The organism is Phytohabitans sp. LZ39, from assembly GCF_059359075.1.
The window spans coordinates 625,475-645,876 of the sequence record NZ_JCADBM010000001.1; the positions used below are offsets into that span (position 1 = coordinate 625,475).

Genomic DNA, 20,402 nt, shown 5'->3' on the forward strand with positions numbered 1-20,402 from the left:
ATATAGCCGCCTGCCCGATTTTGCGGAAAGACGACCCCCCGTTATGAGCGGCACGGGCCCCGTCACCTGGTTCCCGCGCGTCCATCCTGGTGGCCCAGGCTCTCGATCCGCTGCCATCTGACTCTCGAAGAGCGCAGCCAGCGGTGGGTCCCGGGCGTGGGACGGCGCTTTCACTGGTGTGAAACAGCGATAGATTTCATGAAGGCCGATCTACCGGGAGCGGAAATGCGGTTCGGGATCCTGGGGCCGCTGCGGGTGGGCGGCACCGAGGACGCCACGGTCACCGCCGGGCGGGACCGGGTGGTCCTCGCCATGCTCCTGCTCAATGCGGGCCGGGTGGTGCCGGTCGACCGCCTCGTCGACGCGATGTGGGACGGCACCCCGCCCAACACTGCCCGCGGTCAGCTCCAGACCTGCATCTCCCGCCTGCGCCGGTCGCTCGCCGCGACGGTCGGCGACGAGGTGATCGTCACCGATCCGGCCGGCTACTCCGCGCGAGTCGACCTCGACGACCTTGACGCGGCCGTCTTCAACCGGCTGACCGCGCGGGCGCGGGCCGCCGCCGACGGCGACCGGCCGGAGGAGGCACGGGAGTCGTTTCGCGCCGCGCTGAAGCTGTGGCGCGGGCCGGCGCTCTCGGGCGTCACGAGCCGGGCCGTGCAGCGCGGTGCAGCGGCCCTCGACGAGCAGCACGCCGTCGCGATCGAGGAGTGTGTCGAGGTCGAGCTGCGGCTGGGCCGCGAGCGCGAGCTGCTCGGCGAGCTGACCGACCTGGTCGAGCGGTATCCCCTCCGGGAGCGGCTACGGGCGCAGCTCATGCTCGCCCTCTATCGGGCCGGGCGGCAGGCGGACGCGCTGGCCGTCTATCGGGAGGCGCGCGCGGTGCTCGCCGAAGAGCTGGGCATCGAGCCCGGCCCGGCGCTGCGCGACATGCACCAGCGGATCCTGGTCGGCGACGTGGGTGCGCCGGCCGACGAGCGCCGCCCGCATCCGCCCGCCCGCTGCCTACCCCGCACCGCCGCCGACTTCACCGGACGCAACGAGGTGGTGGCCCGCCTCGTCGAGGCGGTCGAGCAGGCCGACCCGAGCGGCCCGGTGATCCAGCTCATCGACGGGATGGCGGGCAGCGGCAAGACGACGCTGGCCGTGCACGTGGCGACGCTGCTCTCCAGCCGCTATCCGGACGCGCAGCTCTTTGTCGACCTGCACGGGCACAGCGAGCGGCGGCCACTGGAGCCGACGGCCGCGCTCGTCACCCTGCTGCGGCAGCTGGGCGTGCCGAGCGAGCGGATCCCGCCCTCGCCGGACGAGCGGGTGGCGCTGTGGCGCACCGAGCTGGCCGCCCGGCGGGTGCTCGTGGTGCTCGACAACGCGGCGAGCACCGCCCAGGTCGGCCCGCTGCTGCCCGCCGCACCCGGCTGCCTGGCGCTGGTGACGAGCCGCCGGCGGCTCGTCGGGCTCGACGGTGTGCACCCCGAGCCGCTGCCGGTGCTCGCCGAGCCGGAGGCCGTCGAGCTGCTCGCCCGGGTGGCCGGACCCGAGCGGATCGGCGCCGAGCCGGCGGCGGCCGTCGAGGTCGTGCGCCGCTGTGGCTACCTGCCGCTCGCCATCCGCCTCGCCGGCGCCCGGCTGGCCCACCGCCGCAGCTGGCGGGTGGCCGACCTGGCCGCGCGGCTGCGCCGGGAGCGCCCGGTGCTGCCCGAGCTGGCGGCCGAGGACCGCACGGTCGCGAGCGCCTTCGCACTGTCGTATCGGCAGCTGCCCGAGCCGGCGCAGCGCATGTTTCGGCTGCTCGGGCTCTATCCGGGCGCGTGGTTTGACGCGCTCGGCGCGGCCGCGATCGCCGACCTCCCGCTCGCCGAGGCGCAGGATCAGCTCGACGAGCTGGTCGACCGCCACCTTGTGGAAGAGCCCGGTGCCGGGCGGTTTCGGCTGCACGACCTCATGCGCGAATACGCCCGGGAGCTTGTCACCGCCACCGAGCCGGAAGCCGCCCGCCAGGCCGCCGTCGGCCGGGTGCTCGACTGGGCGCTGCACACCGTGGCGGGTGCCACCGCCGAGCTGGAGCGCGGGCTGCTGCACGGCTCGCTCAGCCTCCGCCGGCCGATGCGCCCCGACCTCGTGGTGGCGTTTGGCGACGACGGCTCGGCCTGGCTGGAGGAGCAGCGGCTCAACCTGCCCGCCTTCGTGCGGTGCGCGGCCGAGACCGGCCACCATGAATACGCGTGGAAGCTGGCCCGCGCGATGTGGCGGTTTCTCTTTATCCGCTGCTACAGCGACGACCTCCTCGCCACCCAGCTCGACGGCCTGGCCGCGGCACAGCGCTCGGGCGACGACTCGGCGGTGGCGACGATGCACAACTACCTCGCGTCGGTGTACTTTCGCGCGGGCGAATATCTCGACGCGATCGAGCATGTGGAGGCCGCGCTCAAGCTGCGCGAGCGCCTGGGACACGAGCGCGACGCGGCCATCTGCCGGGGCAACCTGGGCGTGGTGATGATCCAGCTCGGCCGCCTCTCGGAGGGTGTGGAGTGCTCGCTCCAGGCGCTGGCCACCTGGCGCCGGCTGGCCAACGAGCAGGGCATCTCCTCCGCGCTGGCCGACCTGGGCATGTCGTACATGCTGCTCGGGCGGTATGACGAGGCGCTCGACCTGCACCGCCGGCACCTGCTGCTCGCCGCCGAGCACGCGCTCGACTTTCAGGTGGGCGTCGCGCTCGGCCACATCGCCCAGGTGCGGCTGCGGCTCGGCCAGCTGCCGGTGGCGATCCGCCTCCTGCGCTCGGCCGTGCAGCTCAAGCGGCGCACGGGCAACCGGTATGGCGAGGGCGAGGTGCTCAACGACCTCGGCGTGGCGTATCGGCTCTGCGGCGACCGGACCACGGCGGAGCGCTATCACCGCGACGCGCTCGCCATCATGCGGGAGATCGGCGACCGGCGGGGTGAGGCGCTGGTCCGTAACGACCTGGGGATCACACTCGCCGCCGGCGGCCGGCCCACCGAGGCGGGCGAGCAGCACACGCAGGCGCTGGCCATCGCCCGGCGGATCAAGCACCGGTACGAGGAGGCGCGGGCCCTCGACGGCCTGGCCGTCGGCCTGCGCCGAGCCGACCCACCGCTGGCGCGGCGCTACTGGGAGCGCTGCCTGACCATCCGCCGCGAAATGGGCATCCCGGAGGTCGCGGCCGTCGCCCGCCACATCGCGGAGCTGGACGCGGAGCAGACCGCGGCGGCCCGCGGCTGAGTCACCGGACGAGGAGGCAGTTTCACGATCATTGGGCAAGGATGGGTGTGTGACTGAGCAGGCTTGGCGCGTAGAACGAGACACGATGGGCGAGGTCCAGGTGCCGGCCGACGCCCTCTGGCGGGCCCAGACCCAGCGGGCCGTGGAAAACTTTCCGGTCTCCGGCCGTGGGCTCGAATCGGCGCACATCAAGGCACTCGCCCAGATCAAGGGCGCCGCCGCGCAGGTGAACGTGCGTCTGGGCGTGCTGCCACCCGAGGTCGGCGAGGCCATCGCCACCGCCGCCGCACACGTGGCCGAGGGCGGGTACGACGACCAGTTTCCGGTGGACGTCTTCCAGACCGGCTCCGGCACCTCCTCCAACATGAACGCCAACGAGGTGCTCGCCACGCTCGCCAGCCGCGAGCTCGACCGGCCGGTGCACCCGAACGACGAGGTCAACGCCTCGCAGTCGAGCAACGACGTCTTTCCCTCGTCGATCCACCTGGCGGCGACCGACGCGGTCATGCACCACCTGCTGCCCGCGCTGCGGCATCTCGGCTTTGCCCTGGAGGCGAAGGTCGACGAGTTTGCCAGCGTGGTGAAGGCCGGCCGCACCCACCTGATGGACGCCACGCCGATCACGCTCGGGCAGGAATTTTCCGGGTATGCCGCGCAGGTGCAATACGGCATCGAGCGGCTGGAGTCGAGCCTGCCCCGACTGGCGGAGCTGCCCCTCGGCGGCACCGCGGTCGGCACCGGGGTCAACACGCCGCCCGGCTTTGCCCCCGAGGTCATCGCGAAGCTGCGGGAGATGACCGGCCTCCCGCTCGCCGAGGCCCGCAACCACTTCGAGGCGCAGGGTGCGCGGGACGCGCTCGTGGAGACGTCTGGCCAGCTGCGGACGATCGCCGCGGGTCTATACAAGATCGCGAACGACATCCGGTGGATGGGCTCCGGCCCTCGCGCCGGCCTGCGCGAGCTACAGATCCCCGACCTCCAGCCCGGCTCGTCGATCATGCCGGGCAAGGTGAACCCGGTGGTCTGCGAGTCGGTGCGCCAGGTGTGCGCCCAGGTCATCGGCAACGACGCCACGGTCGCCTTCGCCGGGTCACAGGGCGACTTCGAACTCAACGTCATGCTCCCGGTGATGGCCCGCAACCTGCTGGAGTCGATCCGGCTGCTGGCCGCCGCGTGCCGCCTCCTCGCCGACCGCTGCGTCACCGGGCTGGTGGCCAACGTCGAGATCGCCCGCGAATACGCCGAGTCGTCGCCGTCGATCGTCACCCCGCTCAACCGCTTTCTGGGGTACGAGGAGGCCGCCTCGATCGCGAAGCAGGCGCTCGCATCCGGGCAGTCGATCCGCGCCGTCGTACGCGATCGGGGCCACGTGGAGGCCGGGAGGATCACCGAAGAGCAGCTGGAAGAGGCGCTCGACGTGCTCCGGATGACCCGACCGTGACAGTGGTGCCGATCACCGCGGTCGTCTTCGACGCGGACGAGACGCTGGTCGACCTCTCGCCCGCCGTGACCGGGGCCCTCGGCGCCGTGCTGGACGAGATGCGGCGGCTGACCCCGGCGGCTGAGGCGCTGACGCTGGCCGACCTGGCCGAGGACTGGCCGGCGGTCTTCGCCACCATGGCCGCGGCGCCCACCCCCGAGATCCGGCGCGCGGCGCTCGCCAGGTCGCTCGCCCGCGTCGGCCTGGAAGCGGAGCTGGACCGCATGGCCGAGATCTTCTTCGCCCGGCGCTTCGCACTGAGCCGCCCCTTCGCCGATGTGCTGCCGGCGCTGGCCGCGCTGCGCCTCGACTACACGGTCGGCTTTGCCACGAACGGCAACAGCCGCGCGGAGCGATGCGGACTGGCCGGCGAATTCGCCTTCGAGGTCTACGCCCATGAGGGTGGCCTGCCCAAGAAGCCGGCGCCCGAGTTTTTCGCCGCGGTGGTCGAGGCGGCGGGCTGCGTGCCCGCGGCGGTCGTGCACGTCGGCGACTCGTGGGCACACGATGTGCTGGCGGCGCGGGAGGCCGGCCTGCGGACGGTGTGGCTCAACCGCGGCGGCGCGGCCCGCCCGACCGGGCCGGCGCCCGACGGCGAGGTGCGGTCGCTCGCCGACCTGCCCCGGACGCTCGCCGACCTTGCCGCCGGTGTCACGGCTGCCAGCCGCGATCGAGAAGGGCGCGGCGCACCGAGGTGACGAAGTCGGTGAAGCCGAGGCGCATCTGGTGGAGCGTCACCGGCAACACGGTCCAGCCGGAGGCGGTGAGCTGGCCGCGGCTGTAGCGCCGCATCAGCTCGGGGTCGATGTCGTCGAGGCAGGGGGAGCGCTCGCCGGGGCTTTGGTGGTCGAGCTCGACGGCCACCCGAAACTCGGGCCACGCCAGCTCGGGATGGAGCACCCGCCCGTTTGCCAGCTTGACCGGGTGGCGGGCGGTGGGACGCGGGATGCCCGCGGTGACGAGCCGGATGCGCAGGCTGGACTCGGCGGCCGACCGGGCGCGCGGATCGGCCAGCTCGAAGACGCGCAGCGCCCGGCTGCGGCTGAGGTGGGTGCCGTGGCGCTCGACAAGGCCGGCCAGATCCGCCGGGCCGACCTGGTCGCGCCGGAGCAGCCGGTCGACGATCGACACCGCGTGGGTCAGCTCGGCCCAGCAGGCCACATCCCACACCGTGCGGGTGGCGACGGTGCGGCGCAGGCCGTCGCGCCACTCCATCTCGTCGGACTCGATCTCGGTGGCGTGGATGCGCAGCCCCTGGTGGGACCGGAGCCGCACCTCGGGCGGAAGGATGACGTGGACGTCGTCGTTGTAACCGGCGGCGTGCTTTACCCCATGCAGGAACGCGGCGGAGGGACCGGCGAACACCGCGGTCACCGGCAGCCGGAGCGCCGTCGCGCGGCAGGCGAGGGTGTGGTCGAGCCGGATCCTCGAGTCGGCGTAGACGTCGTGGCGCACCCGCACCCAGGCGGTGCTCCGCAACTGGTTGGAGGAGACGAGATCGCGCCGGACCGCGTCACTGCCCCGAAACACCTGCCACTCCAGTGGTGACGGTCGATGGGATGTGCGAGCCATGCGCCCTAGGCTCGCGGCCCGTACACGTGATCAGTACCCCCTGTGGACAACGGCGGCCCGTTGATCCACTGTGGCCTGTGGATAACTCCACGGGCCAGGAGGAAGTCGGTACGATGCGCGGCCTCAGCCCAGCGCCTGCGCCACCGCGGCCGCAGCACTGACCACCTGCGGGCCGACCACTTCCGGGTCGAGCGGGCTCAATGCGACCACCCCCACGCTCGCCTCCAGCCCTTCCAGGCCGAGCACCGGGGCCGCCACGCCGTGCGCGCCCGGCTGGAGCTCGCCGGCCGTCGCGACCACGCTCGCGTCACCCTGCCGCCCGGCGAGGATCGCCCGTCCGGCCGCGCCGCGGTCGAGCGGGTGCCGCGACCCGGCCCGGTACGCCACGTGGAACGCGGTCCAGCTCGGCTCCACGACGGCCAGCGCGACCGCCTCGCCGCCTTCCGCGATCGTCAGGTGCGCGGTCGCCCCCACCGCTTCGGCCAGCCGTCGCAGGGGTGGCCGCGCGGCGTCGGCCAGCAGTGGCTGGGCCCGGTTGGCCAGGTGCAACAGCCCCGCGCCGAGCCGCAGCCGCCCGCGCCCGTCGCGGCGCACCATGCCGTGCTCGACGAGCGCGCCGACCAGCCGGTACACGACCGCGCGGCCCACGCCGAGCCGGGTCGCCGCCTCGGTGACCGTCATCCCGCCGGGCGCGTCGGCGACGAGGAAGAGCAGCCGCAGCCCCCGGTCGAGGGTCTGCGCCGTCTCCGGGCCACGGGCGGTCTCTTCGCTCACGAGGTGAGCCTACGAGTACGGGAGTCGGCGGGCCGGTACCCTTGTACGGTGACGCTACGCCTGTATGACACCGCCACCAGATCGGTGCGGGACTTCGTCCCGCGTGAGGCCGGCCGGGTGGGGATCTACCTGTGTGGCCTCACCGTGCAGTCCGAGCCGCACATCGGCCACCTTCGCTCCGGGGTCAACTATGACGTGTTGCGCCGGTGGCTGCTGCGCGCCGGCTACGAGGTGACCTTCATCCGCAATATCACCGACATCGACGACAAGGTGCTGGCCAAGTCGATCGAGTACGGTCGGCCCTTCTGGTCCATCGCGTACGCGAACGAGGTCGTGCTCGCGGCGGCGTACCGCTCGCTCAACGTGCTGCCGCCGACGTATGAGCCGCGGGCCACCGGGCACATCCCCGACATGCTCGAGCTGATCCAAAAGCTGATCGCCGACGGCCATGCGTACGTGGCGGGAGACGGCTCCGGAGACGTCTACTTCGACGTGCGCTCGTACCCGCGGTACGGCGCACTGTCCGGCCAGCAGCCGGACGCGATGCAGGCCCCCGACGACGGCCCGGCGCGGGCCAAGCGCAGCCCCAACGACTTCGCGCTGTGGAAGGGCGAGAAGGCCGGCGAGCCGGCCGACGCCACCTGGCCCTCGCCGTGGGGCCGCGGCCGTCCCGGCTGGCACATCGAGTGCTCCGCGATGTGCTGGCGCTACCTCGGCCCCGAGTTCGACATCCACGGCGGCGGGCTCGACCTGACGTTCCCGCACCACGAAAACGAGATCGCCCAGTCGCGCGCGGCCGGACTGCCGTTCGCCCGCTACTGGGTGCACCACGCGCTGCTCAACCTCGGCGAGGCCAAGATGAGCAAGTCGCTGGGCAACGTCATCGACCTCGACCACGTGGCCGCGATGGGCATCCGCCCGATCGAGCTGCGCTACTACCTGCTCGAGTCGCACTACCGCTCGCGGATCGACTACACCGACGAGAGCCTGCGGGAGAAGGCGGTCGCGCTCCGGCGGATCGAGGGCTTCGTCCAGCGGGCCGTCGAGCGGGTCGGCCCGGTGCCGGCCGGCGAGCTGCCAGCCGGGTTCGTGGCGGCGATGGACGACGACCTCAATACCTCCGCGGCGCTGGCCAGCCTGCGCGAGGTGGTCCACCACGGCAACGCCGCGCTCGACGCCAACGACGAGGCGGCGATCCGTGACGCGCTGGCGCGCGTGCGGGCGATGCTCGACCTGCTCGGCATCGACCCGCTCGACGCCGCGTGGGGCGCCGGCGGCGGCGATCACCTCCGGGAGGTGGTCGACTCGCTTGTCGCGCTCGCGCTCGACCAGCGCGCCCAGGCCCGCGCCCGCAAGGACTGGACCGCCGCCGACGCGGTGCGCGACCAGCTCAAGCAGGCCGGGATCATCGTCGAAGACACGCCCGCCGGGCCGCGCTGGACGGTCGACGATGGCCGGTAACTCACAGCGGCGGGGCCGGCGGGTCTCGTCGAAGAAGGGCGCGGCAGGCGGCTCCGGCGGCAAAAACCGCGCCGGCCTCAGCGGCAAGGGGCGCACGCTCCCCGCCGACGAGCGGCCATGGCACAAGGCGTATTCGGGCACCGAGCAGGTGCCCCAGCGCACCGCGTGGAAGCAGGCCAAGGAGCGCCGCGCGGCCGCCGAGGAGGGGCGCGCCCCCAAGGCGGGCGTCCCGGGCACCAAGGACACCACGTGGGGGCGGGGCACCCAGGGCGTCAAGCCGACCAAGCGTGGTGGCGGTGGCGGGGGCGCATCGGGCCGCCGCGGTGGGCCCAAGGTCGCGCCGGGCCGCAAGTCCACACCGGCCAAGGGCACACCCGAGCTGCTCGTCGGGCGTAACCCCGTGGTCGAGGCGCTGCGCGCGCACGTGCCGGCCACCGCGCTGCACGTGGCGTCGGGGATCGACATCGACGACCGGGTCAACGAGCTGATCCGCACGGCCGCCGACCGTGGCATCCCGATCCTGGAGGTCAGCCGCGCCGAGCTCGACCGGATGACCGGCGGGGTGCTGCACCAGGGCGTGGGGCTCCAGGTCCCGCCGTACTCGTACGAGCCCTTCGAAGACCTGCTCGCCGCGTCCGCCGAGGCCGCGGCGCCGCTGCTGGTCGCCCTCGACGGGGTCACCGACCCGCGTAACCTCGGCGCGGTCATCCGCTCGGCCGCCGCGTTCGGCGCGCAGGGCGTCTTCATGACCGAGCGCCGGGCCGCGAGCATGACGGCGACGGCCTGGCGCACCAGCGCGGGCGCCGCCGCGCGCCTGCCCGTGTCCCAGGTGACCAACCTGACCCGCGCGATCAAGTCCTGCCAGCGGGCTGGGTTCGTCGTGATCGGCCTCGACGCCGACGGCGAGACCGACGTCTACGACCTGGAGGCGGCCGTCGACCCGTTGGTGGTCGTGGTCGGCTCCGAGGGGCGTGGCCTGTCCCGGCTCGTCGGCGAGACCTGTGACCTGCGGGTGAGCATCCCGATGGCCTCCGCGGTCGAGTCGCTCAACGCGAGTGTCGCGGCCGCGGTCACCCTCGCCGAGATCACCCGCCGCCGCGCCTCGGGCTGAGGCGGGCCGCCGGCAGCAGGCGCGGGAGGGGCTGCGCGACCCCCGTAACATGCTTGGCCGGGGATCCCCTCACCCCCTGTGAGGAGCGGCAGAGATGGCAGGCCCGGAGGGCGGTTACGCGCTCGGCGTCGACGTTGGCACGTCCAACACCGTGGCCGTCTTGCGCTGGCCCGACGGCCGCACCCGCCCCCTGCTCTTCGACGGCCAGCCGATCATGCCGTCGGCCGTCTTCCTCGACGACGCCGGCCTGCACGTGGGCCGCGACGCCCAGCGGCTGGCCCAGGGCGACCCGTCGCGGTTCGAGCCCAACCCCAAGCGCCGGGTCGACGAGCCGAGCGTGCTGCTCGGCGGGCGCGAGGTGCCCACCGCCGACCTGCTCGCGGCCGTGCTCAGCGCCGTCGCCCGCACCGCCGTGGAGGCGGTTGGCTTCCTCCCGCCGGCCGTCGTGACCCACCCGGCCGCCTGGGGCTCGCGCCGGCGCGACGTGCTCGGCGCGGCCATTACCCGCGCCGGCTGGCCGCCGGTCGGCGACCAGGGCACCAAGCTGCTGCCCGAGCCGGTCGCCGCCGCGCGTTACTTCGCCGAGGTGCTGCGCCGGCCGGTGCCCGTTGGCGCCTCGCTCGCGGTCTTCGACTTCGGCGGCGGCACGCTCGACATCGCGGTCGTCCGCAACGAGGGCAGCGGGTTCGCGGTGATCGGCTCGGGCGGCGTCGCCGAGCTGGGCGGGCTCGACCTCGACGCGGCGTTGGTCGACCACCTCGGCCGCGTGCTGGGCGCCGCCCATCCGCAGGCGTGGCAGGCGCTGACCCATCCCGCCAACGCCGCACAGTGGCGCAGCCGGCGGCAGTTCTGGGACGACGTTCGCGGCGCGAAGGAGATGCTTTCCCGCACCGCCGCCGCGCCCGTGCCGGTGCCGGGTCTCGACCAGGCCCTCCACCTGACTCGCGAGGAGCTGGAGCGGCTCGTCACCCCGCTGCTGCGCCGTGGCGTCTACGAGGCCGCATCGGTGATCGGCGGCTGCGGCCTCACCCCGAACCAGCTCGCCGGCCTCTTCCTGGTCGGCGGCTCGTCGCGGGTGCCGCTCGTGGCCCGCATGCTGCACGCCGAGCTGGGCATCGCGCCGACCGTGCTGGAGCAGCCCGAGCTGCCGGTTGCGGAGGGCGCCCTCGCCGAGATCGCTGCGCCCCGGGCCCGGGCCGTCGCGAGCGTGCCGGCAGCGGCCGCGGCCACCGCCGCAACGGAGGCCGCGCCGACGCCGACCAGTGGACCCGGCCTGCCGGTGTCGTCCGTGCCGGTGTCACCGCCTGGGGCGCCCATCTCGGCGGTACCCGGAATGTCTGTCTCGCCGGCGGCGCCGCCGGCACCGGGACGCCCGCTCTACAAGCGCCCGGTCCTGTGGATCGCCGCCGCCGCGGTCGCCCTCGCCGGCGTGGTCACCGCCGCGGCGCTGGTGCTGCTCGGCAACGACGAGGTCAAATTCCAGACCGTGGCCGAGGTGGGCCGCATCCCGTCCGCCGACAGCCAGCCGTACTACGTCTACACCGATGTGGTGGGCGATCGGGGATACCTGGCCTACGAGCAGACCGACGAGCCGCTGACCATCATCGCCGTCGAGCTGGCAACGGCGAAGGTGCTGTGGAAGGCCAAGACGCAGAGCGTCACCGACCGGTGGGATGGGATCACCGCCCTCCCCAACGCCGTCATCGCGTTCCAGAGCAGCAGCATCCCCAGCACCGCCACCCGAGACATGGTGGTGCACGATCCCGCCAACGGCGAGCAGATGTGGCACCGGCTCATCCGCGGCGACGACCGGGTGTACATGTTCAAGGACGTGCTGGTGCTCTCCGAGGCGGCCGAGCGGCGCCTACTCGGGCTCGACCTCCAGACCGGAGACGTCCGCTGGGAGAAGCAGAACCCGGGCAAGTCGAAGGGGCTCACCGGCACTGCGATCTACCCGGTGCAGACGGTCGCGGACGTCACCGGCCCGGCGAGCACCAGCGGCCGCCCGTTCGCGCCGGTGACCGACGACCAGCGGTTCGTGCAGATCGGCGCGGACCGCTCGGCCACCGTCTTCGACGCGACCGACGGCAGGGAGCTGAAGAAGCGCACCAACGTGGCCGACCCGGGCGACGACGTCGTGGCCTACAACGGGCGGCTGCTGGTCGCCGTGGCCGAGGACGGATACCGCCTGTCCGCGTACGACCTCGACACGATGGGCGAGCCGGTCAACCTCTACACCGCACCGGACGACCGCCACCAGCTCGACGTCCTCGCGATGTGCGGCGAGGCGAGGGCCTGCCTGCTCGACTCGGTCGGCTCCGACAGCGAGTCGACCTCTCTGGTGGCGATCGACCTGGAGAAGGGCGGTGAGCTCTGGCGCAAGCCCGCACCCGGCGCCGATGTGCTCGTCCACTTCGACCAGGAGGTCGTCGCGCGGGCCACGAGCAGCGAAAACCTGGTCCGCGTCTTCGACCCGGACGGCAACGAGATCCTCAAGCGGGAGGGCGCCGTCGGCCGGATCGACGCCGCCAACATGCTCCTCTTCGACGAGATCTCCAGCAGCGCGGACAACTACAGCGTCGCCGGACTGCACGCCGGCTCCACGGATGTGATCGAGATGGGCCAGCTGAAGGACGTGAAGACCGACAGCTGCTCCTGGAACGCTACGCACGTCGTCTGCGCCGGCAGCACCGACTTCCTGATCGCCCGCTTCGCCCGCGACTAGCGAACCCCCACCCCCAGATTCATGTCCCGGGTCGGCGTCAGCTGCGGGCCGCTGCTCCCGCCGGAGACCGTGGAGGTCGGCGGCTCGCCAGGGCTCGCCGAAACCCCGACCCCCACTGCCAGGCCCGCCGTCCAAGCCCACCACCTGCGCCGCCGCGCCACCGCGCGCCGACGCTCGGCCCCCAAGAGGGCTGCCCTCTTGGGACATCGCAAGGGGGTTGGGGGCTGGGCTGGGCTAGGTGGCGAGTGTGCCGTTGGCCTGGCCGAGGAACTGCTCGGCCGCCTGCTTGGGTGTCTTCTGGCCGAGTTGCACGCTCTCCGCGGCCGCGGTCAGCAGTGAACGGATCTTCGCGTGGCCCTTCGGTGGCGGTGCGGGCGCGGCGCCGAAGCGGGGGGTGATCGCGTTTTCGAACTCGATCGTGGCGCGGGCGGTGGGGTCGGTCAGTGCTTCGCCGACCACCTTCCGCACCTCGGTGTTGGGGCTGAGCCCTCGCTCAGTGCCCAGGATCTTGCCGGCCGCGGGGTCGTTGACCAGGAAGTTCATCACGTCGACCACCACCTCGGGGTGGCGCGTTCCACGGAACGCGGACCAGTACATCGACGCGCGCGCCCACTGCCCCTTCGGATCACCCGGGTACGACACGAGGGCCAGCTCGTCTTTCGTCTTGCCCTGGAGCTCGGGCAGCTGGTTGGACCACATGAAGCTCGTCGCCGCGCGGCCGGTCGCGACAAGCTGCTTGGTCACGTCGCCGCCGTTGGCCTCCTGGATCACCGCGGTGGCGGGCGCGGCGCCGGTGTCGCGCGCGGTCTTCCACATCTGGAACCAGTTGGTGAGGTCGCTGGCGGTGAAGCCCATCTGCTTGCCCGCGTACAGCTCCTTGCCCTGCGCACGCAGCCACAGCCACAGCGCCTTGTAGTCGGCCGACGGGTCCATCGTGCCCGCCACCCGGCCGTCGGTGGCCTGGGTGATCTGGGTGGCCCAGGTGAACAGCTGCTCGTAGGTCATGCCGACCGTGGGCTCGGGCAGGTTGAGGCGGCGCACCAGGCTGCGGTTGTAGACCATCGCGGGCGTGTTTTCGGCACCCGCCACACCGACCGTGCGGCCGCCGACCTGCCCGTACTTGGCGAGGCTGTCGGGGAGCTTGTCGAGGTTGAGCGCCCCGCTCGTCACGTACGGCGTGAGGTCGAGCGTGACGTTTCGCTCGGCGTACTCGGTCAGGTAGTTGTCGTCGATCTGGAACAGGTCGGGCCCGTCCGGCCCGGCGGCCTGGGTGGCCAGGTTGTCGTAGTACCCCTGGTTGCCCTGCCAGTGCGTCTTGAACGTGACGTTGGGGTGGCGCTTGGTGTAGAGCGTGAGCGCCTGCTCGGTCATCTCGGCCCGCTTTTCGCCGCCCCACCAGAAGACGTTGATCTCGATCTTCTGGTCTTGGATCGGGGTGTCGTCCGAGTCACCACCGCACCCGGTCGTGGCGAGCAACGCCGCCGCGGCCAGGCACCCGATCGCGCGCATCCCGATAGTCATCCGCACGGATATCGACCTTAGAGCGCGTTTCCTCCTGGTGGGAGGGCCGTACGGACGATCACGGCAGCCAGCGGGCGATCACCCGGGCAGGCGCCGGGCGACCGCGTGCATGGCGAAGACGGCGTAACCGGCGAGCACCGGTACGAGTACCGGGATGATCATCAGGCCCAGCGCACCGACCAACGCGACCACGCCGGCGCACGCCAGCACCGCGACCGGCCGGCGCTGCCCGCGGGCGAGCGCCGCCGCGGCGGCGGCGCGCCACCCTGCACCGCCGGACCTGCCCACCTCGACCACCGTCAGGCCGGCCAGGCCCGCGGCCGCGACCAGGATGAGCAGCGTGGGTATCGCGAGGGCGACCCCGCCGGGCACGACGCCACGGGTGATCGCGGCCAGGTTGAGTACCAGCAGCGCCCCGCCGACGGTCGCCACGAGCGTAGGCAGGATGCCCGGCAGCAGGCCGCGGACGAAGCGACCGACGGTGACCCGCACCCCCGGCCACCGCTCGTCCGCGGACCAGTCGTGCACGGCGGCGCTGGCGGCCGCCACCGCTGCGCCTGCCGTCACGACGCCGAGCGAGCCAATCGTGACGAGGATGCCCAGCAGGGCCAGGTCACTGGCGTTGCGGACGGTGTCGCGCCACCCGCCGTGCACCCACCGGGGAACATCTTCAGTGGTCATCCCTTGAGTCCGCTCGTGTTGATGCCCTCGACGAGCATCTTCTGGAAGGCGACGAAGAACAGGAACACCGGCAGCAGCGACAGCACCGACATCGCGAACATCGGCCCGATCGAGCTCTGCCCGCTCGAGTCGATGAAGAGCGTCATCGCCACCGGCAGCGTGTAGTCCTCCAGGTTGGAGATGTAGACAAGCTGCCGGAAGAACTCGTTCCAGGTCCAGATGAACGAGAAGATCGCGGTGGTCACCAGCGCCGGGCGGCTGAGCGGCAGCATCACGTACCGGAAGATGCCGAACGGGCTCGCCCCGTCGATCTTCGCGGCCTCGTCCAGCTCCCGCGGGATACCGCGCATGAACTGCACCATCAGGAAGACGAAGAACGCCTCGGTCGCGAGGTACTGGGGCACGAGCAGCGGCAGGTAGGTCCACGGCCAGTCGCCGCCGATCAGGTCGAACTGCTTGAAGAGGATGTACTGCGGCACGGTGAGCACGTGCTGTGGCAGCAGCAGTGTGCCGATCATGATGGCGAACCAGAAGCCGCGCAGCGGAAACCGGAGCCGCGCGAAGGCGTACGCGGCGACAAGGCAGGACGCGGCGTTTCCGACCACCGTCAGCAGCGCCACAAGCGTGCTGTTGAGGAAGAACCGCGCGAAGCTCACGTCGAAGTGGTTCCACCCGTCGGTGTAGTTGCCGGGCGTGAGCTCCTTCGGCAGCAGGCCCGTGTTGCTCGCGATCTCGGGCTGCGACTTGAGTGACGTACCGACCATCCAGGCGAGGGGATACAGCACGACGGCGAGGATCGCGATGAGGACCAGCATGCGGACGGCGCCGCGCGCGAGGCCGGAGGGGCGGCGGGAAACCGCGACCGTGTGCGCGCCCATCAGCGGTCCTCTCCATCCGAGTAGTGCACCCAGAACCGCCCGGTCGTGAAGAAGATGGCGGTGATGATGCCGATCGCCAACAGGAACACCCACGCCAACGCGGAGGCGTAGCCCATCTCGAAGTCCTTGAAGCCTTTGAGGTAGAGGTTGAGCGTGTACATGAGGGTGGAGTCGACCGGACCGCCCGTGCCGTTGCTCAACACGAAGGCGGCGGTAAATCCCTGGAAGCCGTTGATGGTCTCCAGCACCAGGTTGAAGAAGATGACCGGGGAGAGCATCGGCAGCGTGACGCTGCGAAACTGGCGGAACCGCCCGGCGCCGTCGACCGAGGCCGCCTCGTACAGCTCGGTCGGCACCTGCTTCAGGCCGGCCAGGAAGATCACCATCGGCGCGCCGAACTGCCAGATGGCCAGCACCATCAGGGTTTCCAGCGCCCAGGACGGGTCGTTGACCCAGGGCTTGCCCTCGATGCCGAAGAGGCCGAGGAAGCCGTTGAACGCGCCCTCGCGGTTGAACATGTTCACCCACACGATGGCCAGCGCGACGCTGCCGCCGATCAGGGAGGGCAGGTAGAACAGGCCCCGGAAGAGGCCGACACCGCGCCAGGCCCGGTTGAGCAGTAGCGCCACGCCGAGCGCGACCGCGAGCTTGAGCGGCACGGCGATCAGCGCGAACGAGATGGTCACCGTCACCGACCGCCAGTACGACGGGTCGTTGGTGAACATCCGCTTGTAGTTGTCCAGCCCCACCCACTCGGCCTCGCTCAGCGGGCTGAGGATGTCGTAGTTGGTGAAGCTGATGTAGAGCGACAGAAGCATCGGCACCGCGGTGACGGCCATCAGGCCGAGCAGCCACGGCGATAGGAAGACGTAACCCGCCACTGCCTCGCTACGCCGGCCACGCCGGGACCCCCGCCGCTTGGCGGGGATCCCGGGGACTCGGCTCGCGCGCACCGACGGCTGTTCCGCCGTGGTCAACGCCACGAGCGAACTCCTCTCCGTACCTTGCCGGCTAACCGAGCTTGGGCTGGACGACGGCGATCAGGTCGGCGGCGGCCTTCTCCGGCGTCGCGCGTCCGAACTGGACGTTCTCCGCGGCCTTCACCAGCTCGGAGCGGAAGGTGCTGTGACCCTTCGGCGGCACCTGCGGGGCCTTGCCGAACTTGGCGGCGAGGTCGTTCTCCACCTGGATCGACAGCTTCATGTTGGCGTCGGTCACGGTGCTGGCGAACGCGGTCCGCAGGTCCATGTTGGACGGAAGGCCGCGGTCGGTGCCGAGGATGTTGACGGCCGCCGAGTCGTTGACCAGGAAGTTGATCACGTCGATGGCGGTGTCCTTCTTCTCGCTGCTGCGCGCCACGCTCCAGTACATGGAGGCGCGGGCCCACTGGCCGCTCGGGTCACCCGGGTAGGCCACGACGCCGAGCTCGTCCTTGGTGTTCTTCTTCAGCTCCGGCATCTGGTTGGCCCACACCCAGGAGGTGGCCGCCTTGCCGGTGACGACGAGCTGCTTGCTGATGTCGGTGACGTTGCCCTCGTGGATCACGTCGGGTGTCGGGGTGGCCTTCTTGTCGCGGGCGCCCTTCCACAGCGTGAACCAACCGGCCAGGTCGGCTTCGGTGAAGCCGAGCTGCTTGCCGCTGTAGAGGTCCTTGCCCTGCTGGCGCAGCCATACCCAGAACGCCTTGTAGTCGGCGCTCGGGTCCTGCGTGCCGGGGACCTTGGTCTTCGCGGCGACCTGTGCGGCCCAGTCGATGTGCTGCTCCCAGGTCTGGCCGGTGGTCGGCTCGGGCAGGCCGTTTTTGGTCAGCAGGGTCTTGTTGTAGACCAGGCCCTGCGTGTTTTCACCGGCCGCGATGCCGACCAGCTTGCCGTCGACCGTGCCGTAGTCCACGAGGCTCGGCGGGAACTTGGACACGTCGATCTTGCCGCCCTTGTACTCCGTCAGGTCCGCGGTCACGTTGCGGGTGGCGAAGTCGGCGAGCATGTTGTCGTCGAGGGCGAACAGGTCGGGCACGTCGCCACCGGCGGCGAGCGTGGCCAGCTTGTCGGCGTAGCCCTGGTTGGCCTGCCAGGTCACCTGGAACTCGACGTTCGGGTGCTTGGCCTTGTAGGCGTTGAGCGCCTCCTCGGTCAGCTTGGCGCGAGCCTCGCTGCCCCAGTAGAAGACGGAGAGTTGGACCTTGTCGTTGGCGCCGGAACCGCCGTCGCCGCCCTCGTCGTCGCCGCATCCAGCGGCGCCGAGGACCAACGGGACGGCAATGGCTGCCGCGGCGAGCCCGCGAAGCAGGCTTCGGGGGACTTTCAGCATCGAATAGGAGCCGCGGCCGCGCACGGCGGCGCCTGACCCGAATTCCGATTTGGCTCTACGAATGCCGGGGTGCATCTCTTGGTTCACTCCTTGACAGTGTGCGGTTTGCCCGTCGGTGCTGGGCCTGTCGAGTCGCGGATCACCAGTTCGGTCTGGAGCGTTACCTGTGCGGTGGTGCGACGGTCGTCGCCGTGCTGTAGCAGCATGTCGACGGCCGCCCGGCCGGCGGCCCCGGTGGGGTTGGCCACCGTCGTCAGCTTGGGTCGGGTGAGGCGGCTCAGCGATATGTCGTCGATGCCGACGATGCTGACCTCCTCCGGCACCCGTACCCCCAGCGAGTCGAGCCCTTCGATCAGGCCGATCGCCATCAGGTCGTTGTAGGCGAGCACCGCGGTGGCGCCGGCGCGGCGCACCTGCTCCGCCTGGCCGATGCCGCCGTGCTCGGTGGGCTGGTTGGGCCCGAGCACGGTGAGCTCCGCGTCGGCGGTGCGGGCCGCGGCGGTGGCGGCCCGGCGGATCTCGCGGCTGGTCCAGGAGCCCCGCGGCCCGCCCAGCAGGGCGATGTGGCGGTGCCCGAGACCAGTCAGGTGCTCCACCGCGAGGCGGGCACCTTGGCCGACGTCCATCACCACGGACGGCAGGCCGGTCACCTGCCGGTTGATGACGACGAGCGGCACCTCGCGGCTGAGCTGCTCGATCAGGCTGTTGCTCATGCGTGGGCTGCACAGCAGCACCCCGTCGACCTGCTTGGCGAGAGCGTGGACGAGCTCCTCCTCGACCGCCGGGTCCTCGTTGGTATCGGTGACGAAGATGTGGTAGTCGCGGTGGCGTGCGGCGCTCTCCGCCGCCTTGATCAGGGGCGGGAAGAACGGGTTGGCGATGTCGGCGACGATCAGGCCGATGTTGTGCGTACGGCCGGTGATGAGCGCGCGGGCGGCCCGGTTGGGGCGGTAACCCAGGTGCTCCGCGCAGGCGAGCACGCGGCTGCGGGTCTCCGGGTTGACCAGGTGCGGCGCCGAGAACGTGCGCGACACGGTGGAGATGTGCACTCCCGACGCACGCGCGACGTCGCGAATCGTGGCTGGCACGCGCACTCCTCTCCGTGTGTCGCCCGTCACTCAGGTGCGCCAATTAATGCAAACGGTTGCTCACGTGTCAACGGGCTTTGATTGCGGGTTCGTTACGACAAGGGCTGTGGAAAGCGCTTGCTTCACGCGGTGAAGGCGACATAGCGGGACATTTGGCAGCCAGCGTTGACTCGCTGGGGCCGCTCGTGGCACCTTGCGTCTGCAAACCTTTGCATACCCAGAGAGGATGCTCGATGCCGGATCAAGCGTCGCGGCGGCGTCGCTACGCCCTCGTCGGCACCGGCTCCCGCGCGGAGATGTTCGTCCGGTCGCTGCTCGACCACCCGGACCGTGCCGAGCTTGTCGCATTCGCCGACGTCAACCAGGCCCGGATGGACGCGCACAACGCGTGGCTGGCCGGGGCGGGCGCGCCCACGGTGCCGACCTACCGGGCCGGCGACTTCGCGACCATGCTGGACAAGGAGCGGGTCGACGTCGCGCTGGTGACCAGCGTCGACCGCACCCACGACGAGTACATCGTGGCCGCGCTCCAGGCCGGGTGCGACGTGGTGACCGAAAAGCCGATGACCACCGACGTGCCCCGCTGCCAGCGCATCCTCGACGCGGTGGCGGAAACCGGGCGCCAGGTGACCGTGGCCTTCAACTACCGGTACAACCCGCTGCACGAGAAGGTGCGCGAGGTGCTCGCCTCCGGCGAGATCGGCGAGGTCGGCTCGGTGCACTTCGAGTGGCTGCTCGACGTGCGGCACGGCGCGGACTACTTCCGGCGCTGGCACCGCGACAAGGCCAACTCCGGCGGCCTGATGGTGCACAAGGCGAGCCACCACTTCGACCTCGTCAACTGGTGGCTCGGCGCGGCGCCGGTCGAGGTGATGGCATACGGGCGGCTCTTCTTCTACGGCGAGGCGGGCCACCGCCACGGGTACGCCCGCGACTACGCCCGCGCGCACGGCTCGACCGAGGCGGCCGGCGACCCGTTCGCCATCGACATGGCGGCCAACCCGCATCTGCGCGCGCTCTACCTGGACGCCGAGGGCGAAGACGGCTACCACCGCGACCAGAACGTCTTCGCGCCCGGAGTGACCATCGAGGACGACATGGCGGTGCTCGCCCGTTACACCAACGGCGCCACGATGACCTACCACCTGACCGCGTACTCGCCGTGGGAGGGCTACCGGGTGATGTTCAACGGCAGCCGTGGCCGGCTGGAGCTGCTCGTGGTGGAAAACGACTTCGTCAGCCCGGCCGGGGCGAAGGGCCTCAAGGGCGCCCTGCACGGTGCCGAGGCGGCCGTCGAGGAGGGCTCGGCCCGGATCACCGTGCACCCGTTCTGGGAGCGGCCGCGCGAGGTGCCGGTGCCCGGACACACGCGCGAAGGCCACGGAGGCGCGGACGCCCGCATGACCGCGGTGCTGTTCGGCGGTGAAAATGACCCTATGGGTCGGGAGGCGAGTGCCCGCGACGGCGCCTTGGCGCTGCTCACCGGCTTGGCCGCCAACCGCTCGTTCGAGACCGGTCAGCCCGTCCAGGTCGCCGACCTGCTCACCCTCGGATAGGA

15 protein-coding genes are annotated in these 20,402 nt (G+C 71.5%); 7 read left to right on the forward strand and 8 right to left on the reverse strand.

All coding sequences use genetic code 11. The features are described 5' to 3' along the window. The first annotated feature begins 225 nt into the window (after positions 1-225). The 3 genes from AC5L36_RS02915 to AC5L36_RS02925 are packed head-to-tail and all read left to right on the forward strand — an operon-like array spanning position 226 to position 5,421. Positions 226-3,243, forward strand: a complete 3,018-nt coding sequence (locus tag AC5L36_RS02915; RefSeq protein ID WP_441220099.1) for an AfsR/SARP family transcriptional regulator — start codon at positions 226-228, stop codon at positions 3,241-3,243. A gap of 49 nt (positions 3,244-3,292) precedes the next feature. Continuing rightward, a complete protein-coding gene (locus AC5L36_RS02920) occupies positions 3,293-4,684 on the forward strand; it encodes a class II fumarate hydratase (protein WP_441220100.1) in 1,392 nt (463 codons plus the stop codon). Positions 4,685-4,689: 5 nt separating this feature from the next. Next, on the forward strand, positions 4,690-5,421 hold the full coding sequence (locus AC5L36_RS02925) for an HAD family hydrolase (protein WP_441220101.1): 732 nt from the start codon (positions 4,690-4,692) through the stop codon (positions 5,419-5,421). Here AC5L36_RS02925 and AC5L36_RS02930 read toward each other — a convergent pair. Continuing rightward, the gene (locus AC5L36_RS02930; protein ID WP_441220102.1) at positions 5,375-6,295 is read right to left on the reverse strand and encodes a hypothetical protein; all 921 of its coding nucleotides are present in this window, start codon (positions 6,293-6,295) and stop codon (positions 5,375-5,377) included. The genes AC5L36_RS02925 and AC5L36_RS02930 overlap by 47 nt on opposite strands. A gap of 123 nt (positions 6,296-6,418) precedes the next feature. Continuing rightward, positions 6,419-7,069 carry an IclR family transcriptional regulator gene (locus AC5L36_RS02935; RefSeq protein ID WP_441220103.1) on the reverse strand — a complete coding sequence of 217 codons (651 nt, stop codon included), beginning with the start codon at positions 7,067-7,069 and terminating at the stop codon, positions 6,419-6,421. Between the two features lie 48 nt (positions 7,070-7,117). Here AC5L36_RS02935 and cysS point away from each other — a divergent pair, with 48 nt between their 5' ends. From cysS to AC5L36_RS02950, 3 genes are all read left to right on the forward strand, one after another. Further along, positions 7,118-8,530, forward strand: a complete 1,413-nt coding sequence (gene cysS, locus AC5L36_RS02940; RefSeq protein WP_441220104.1) for a cysteine--tRNA ligase — start codon at positions 7,118-7,120, stop codon at positions 8,528-8,530. After that, positions 8,520-9,641: a 23S rRNA (guanosine(2251)-2'-O)-methyltransferase RlmB gene (gene rlmB, locus AC5L36_RS02945; protein ID WP_441220105.1), complete on the forward strand. Its 1,122-nt coding sequence runs from the start codon at positions 8,520-8,522 to the stop codon at positions 9,639-9,641. Before cysS ends, rlmB begins: the two co-directional genes overlap by 11 nt. 94 nt (positions 9,642-9,735) lie before the next feature. Further along, entirely contained in the window at positions 9,736-12,366 is a 2,631-nt protein-coding gene (locus AC5L36_RS02950) for an Hsp70 family protein (RefSeq protein WP_441220106.1), read from the forward strand. Positions 12,367-12,600: 234 nt separating this feature from the next. Here AC5L36_RS02950 and AC5L36_RS02955 read toward each other — a convergent pair whose 3' ends face one another. The 6 genes from AC5L36_RS02955 to AC5L36_RS02980 all read right to left on the reverse strand — a co-directional run bounded on the left by AC5L36_RS02955 (position 12,601) and on the right by AC5L36_RS02980 (position 18,844). Further along, complete coding sequence (locus AC5L36_RS02955) at positions 12,601-13,887, reverse strand: ABC transporter substrate-binding protein (RefSeq protein WP_441220222.1); 1,287 nt, start codon at positions 13,885-13,887, stop codon at positions 12,601-12,603. A 78-nt stretch (positions 13,888-13,965) separates the two neighbouring features. Further along, positions 13,966-14,568 (reverse strand): hypothetical protein, encoded by a 603-nt coding sequence (locus tag AC5L36_RS02960; RefSeq protein WP_441220107.1) that lies wholly within the window; start codon positions 14,566-14,568, stop codon positions 13,966-13,968. Next, positions 14,565-15,446, reverse strand: a complete 882-nt coding sequence (locus AC5L36_RS02965) for a carbohydrate ABC transporter permease (protein ID WP_441220108.1) — start codon at positions 15,444-15,446, stop codon at positions 14,565-14,567. Before AC5L36_RS02965 ends, AC5L36_RS02960 begins: the two co-directional genes overlap by 4 nt. Further along, on the reverse strand, positions 15,446-16,429 hold the full coding sequence (locus AC5L36_RS02970; RefSeq protein ID WP_441220109.1) for a carbohydrate ABC transporter permease: 984 nt from the start codon (positions 16,427-16,429) through the stop codon (positions 15,446-15,448). Before AC5L36_RS02970 ends, AC5L36_RS02965 begins: the two co-directional genes overlap by 1 nt. Before the next feature lie 28 nt (positions 16,430-16,457). Beyond that, positions 16,458-17,756 carry an ABC transporter substrate-binding protein gene (locus AC5L36_RS02975; RefSeq protein WP_441220110.1) on the reverse strand — a complete coding sequence of 433 codons (1,299 nt, stop codon included), beginning with the start codon at positions 17,754-17,756 and terminating at the stop codon, positions 16,458-16,460. Positions 17,757-17,839: 83 nt separating this feature from the next. After that, positions 17,840-18,844 (reverse strand): LacI family DNA-binding transcriptional regulator, encoded by a 1,005-nt coding sequence (locus AC5L36_RS02980; protein ID WP_441220111.1) that lies wholly within the window; start codon positions 18,842-18,844, stop codon positions 17,840-17,842. A gap of 233 nt (positions 18,845-19,077) precedes the next feature. Here AC5L36_RS02980 and AC5L36_RS02985 point away from each other — a divergent pair, with 233 nt between their 5' ends. Then, positions 19,078-20,400, forward strand: coding sequence for a Gfo/Idh/MocA family protein (locus tag AC5L36_RS02985; RefSeq protein WP_441220112.1), 1,323 nt, complete (start codon positions 19,078-19,080; stop codon positions 20,398-20,400). Positions 20,401-20,402: the final 2 nt, after the last annotated feature.

Bases quoted from the DNA above. Each gene is read 5' to 3' on its own strand.
- AC5L36_RS02930 (WP_441220102.1), bottom strand. From the start codon at position 6,295: ATGGCTCGCACATCCCATCGACCGTCACCACTGGAGTGGCAGGTGTTT.
- AC5L36_RS02975 (WP_441220110.1), bottom strand. From the start codon at position 17,756: ATGCTGAAAGTCCCCCGAAGCCTGCTTCGCGGGCTCGCCGCGGCAGCC.
- AC5L36_RS02955 (WP_441220222.1), bottom strand. From the start codon at position 13,887: ATGACTATCGGGATGCGCGCGATCGGGTGCCTGGCCGCGGCGGCGTTG.
- AC5L36_RS02950 (WP_441220106.1), top strand. From the start codon at position 9,736: ATGGCAGGCCCGGAGGGCGGTTACGCGCTCGGCGTCGACGTTGGCACG.
- AC5L36_RS02985 (WP_441220112.1), top strand. From the start codon at position 19,078: ATGCCGGATCAAGCGTCGCGGCGGCGTCGCTACGCCCTCGTCGGCACC.
- rlmB (WP_441220105.1), top strand. From the start codon at position 8,520: ATGGCCGGTAACTCACAGCGGCGGGGCCGGCGGGTCTCGTCGAAGAAG.
- AC5L36_RS02960 (WP_441220107.1), bottom strand. From the start codon at position 14,568: ATGACCACTGAAGATGTTCCCCGGTGGGTGCACGGCGGGTGGCGCGAC.
- AC5L36_RS02965 (WP_441220108.1), bottom strand. From the start codon at position 15,446: ATGGGCGCGCACACGGTCGCGGTTTCCCGCCGCCCCTCCGGCCTCGCG.
- AC5L36_RS02915 (WP_441220099.1), top strand. From the start codon at position 226: ATGCGGTTCGGGATCCTGGGGCCGCTGCGGGTGGGCGGCACCGAGGAC.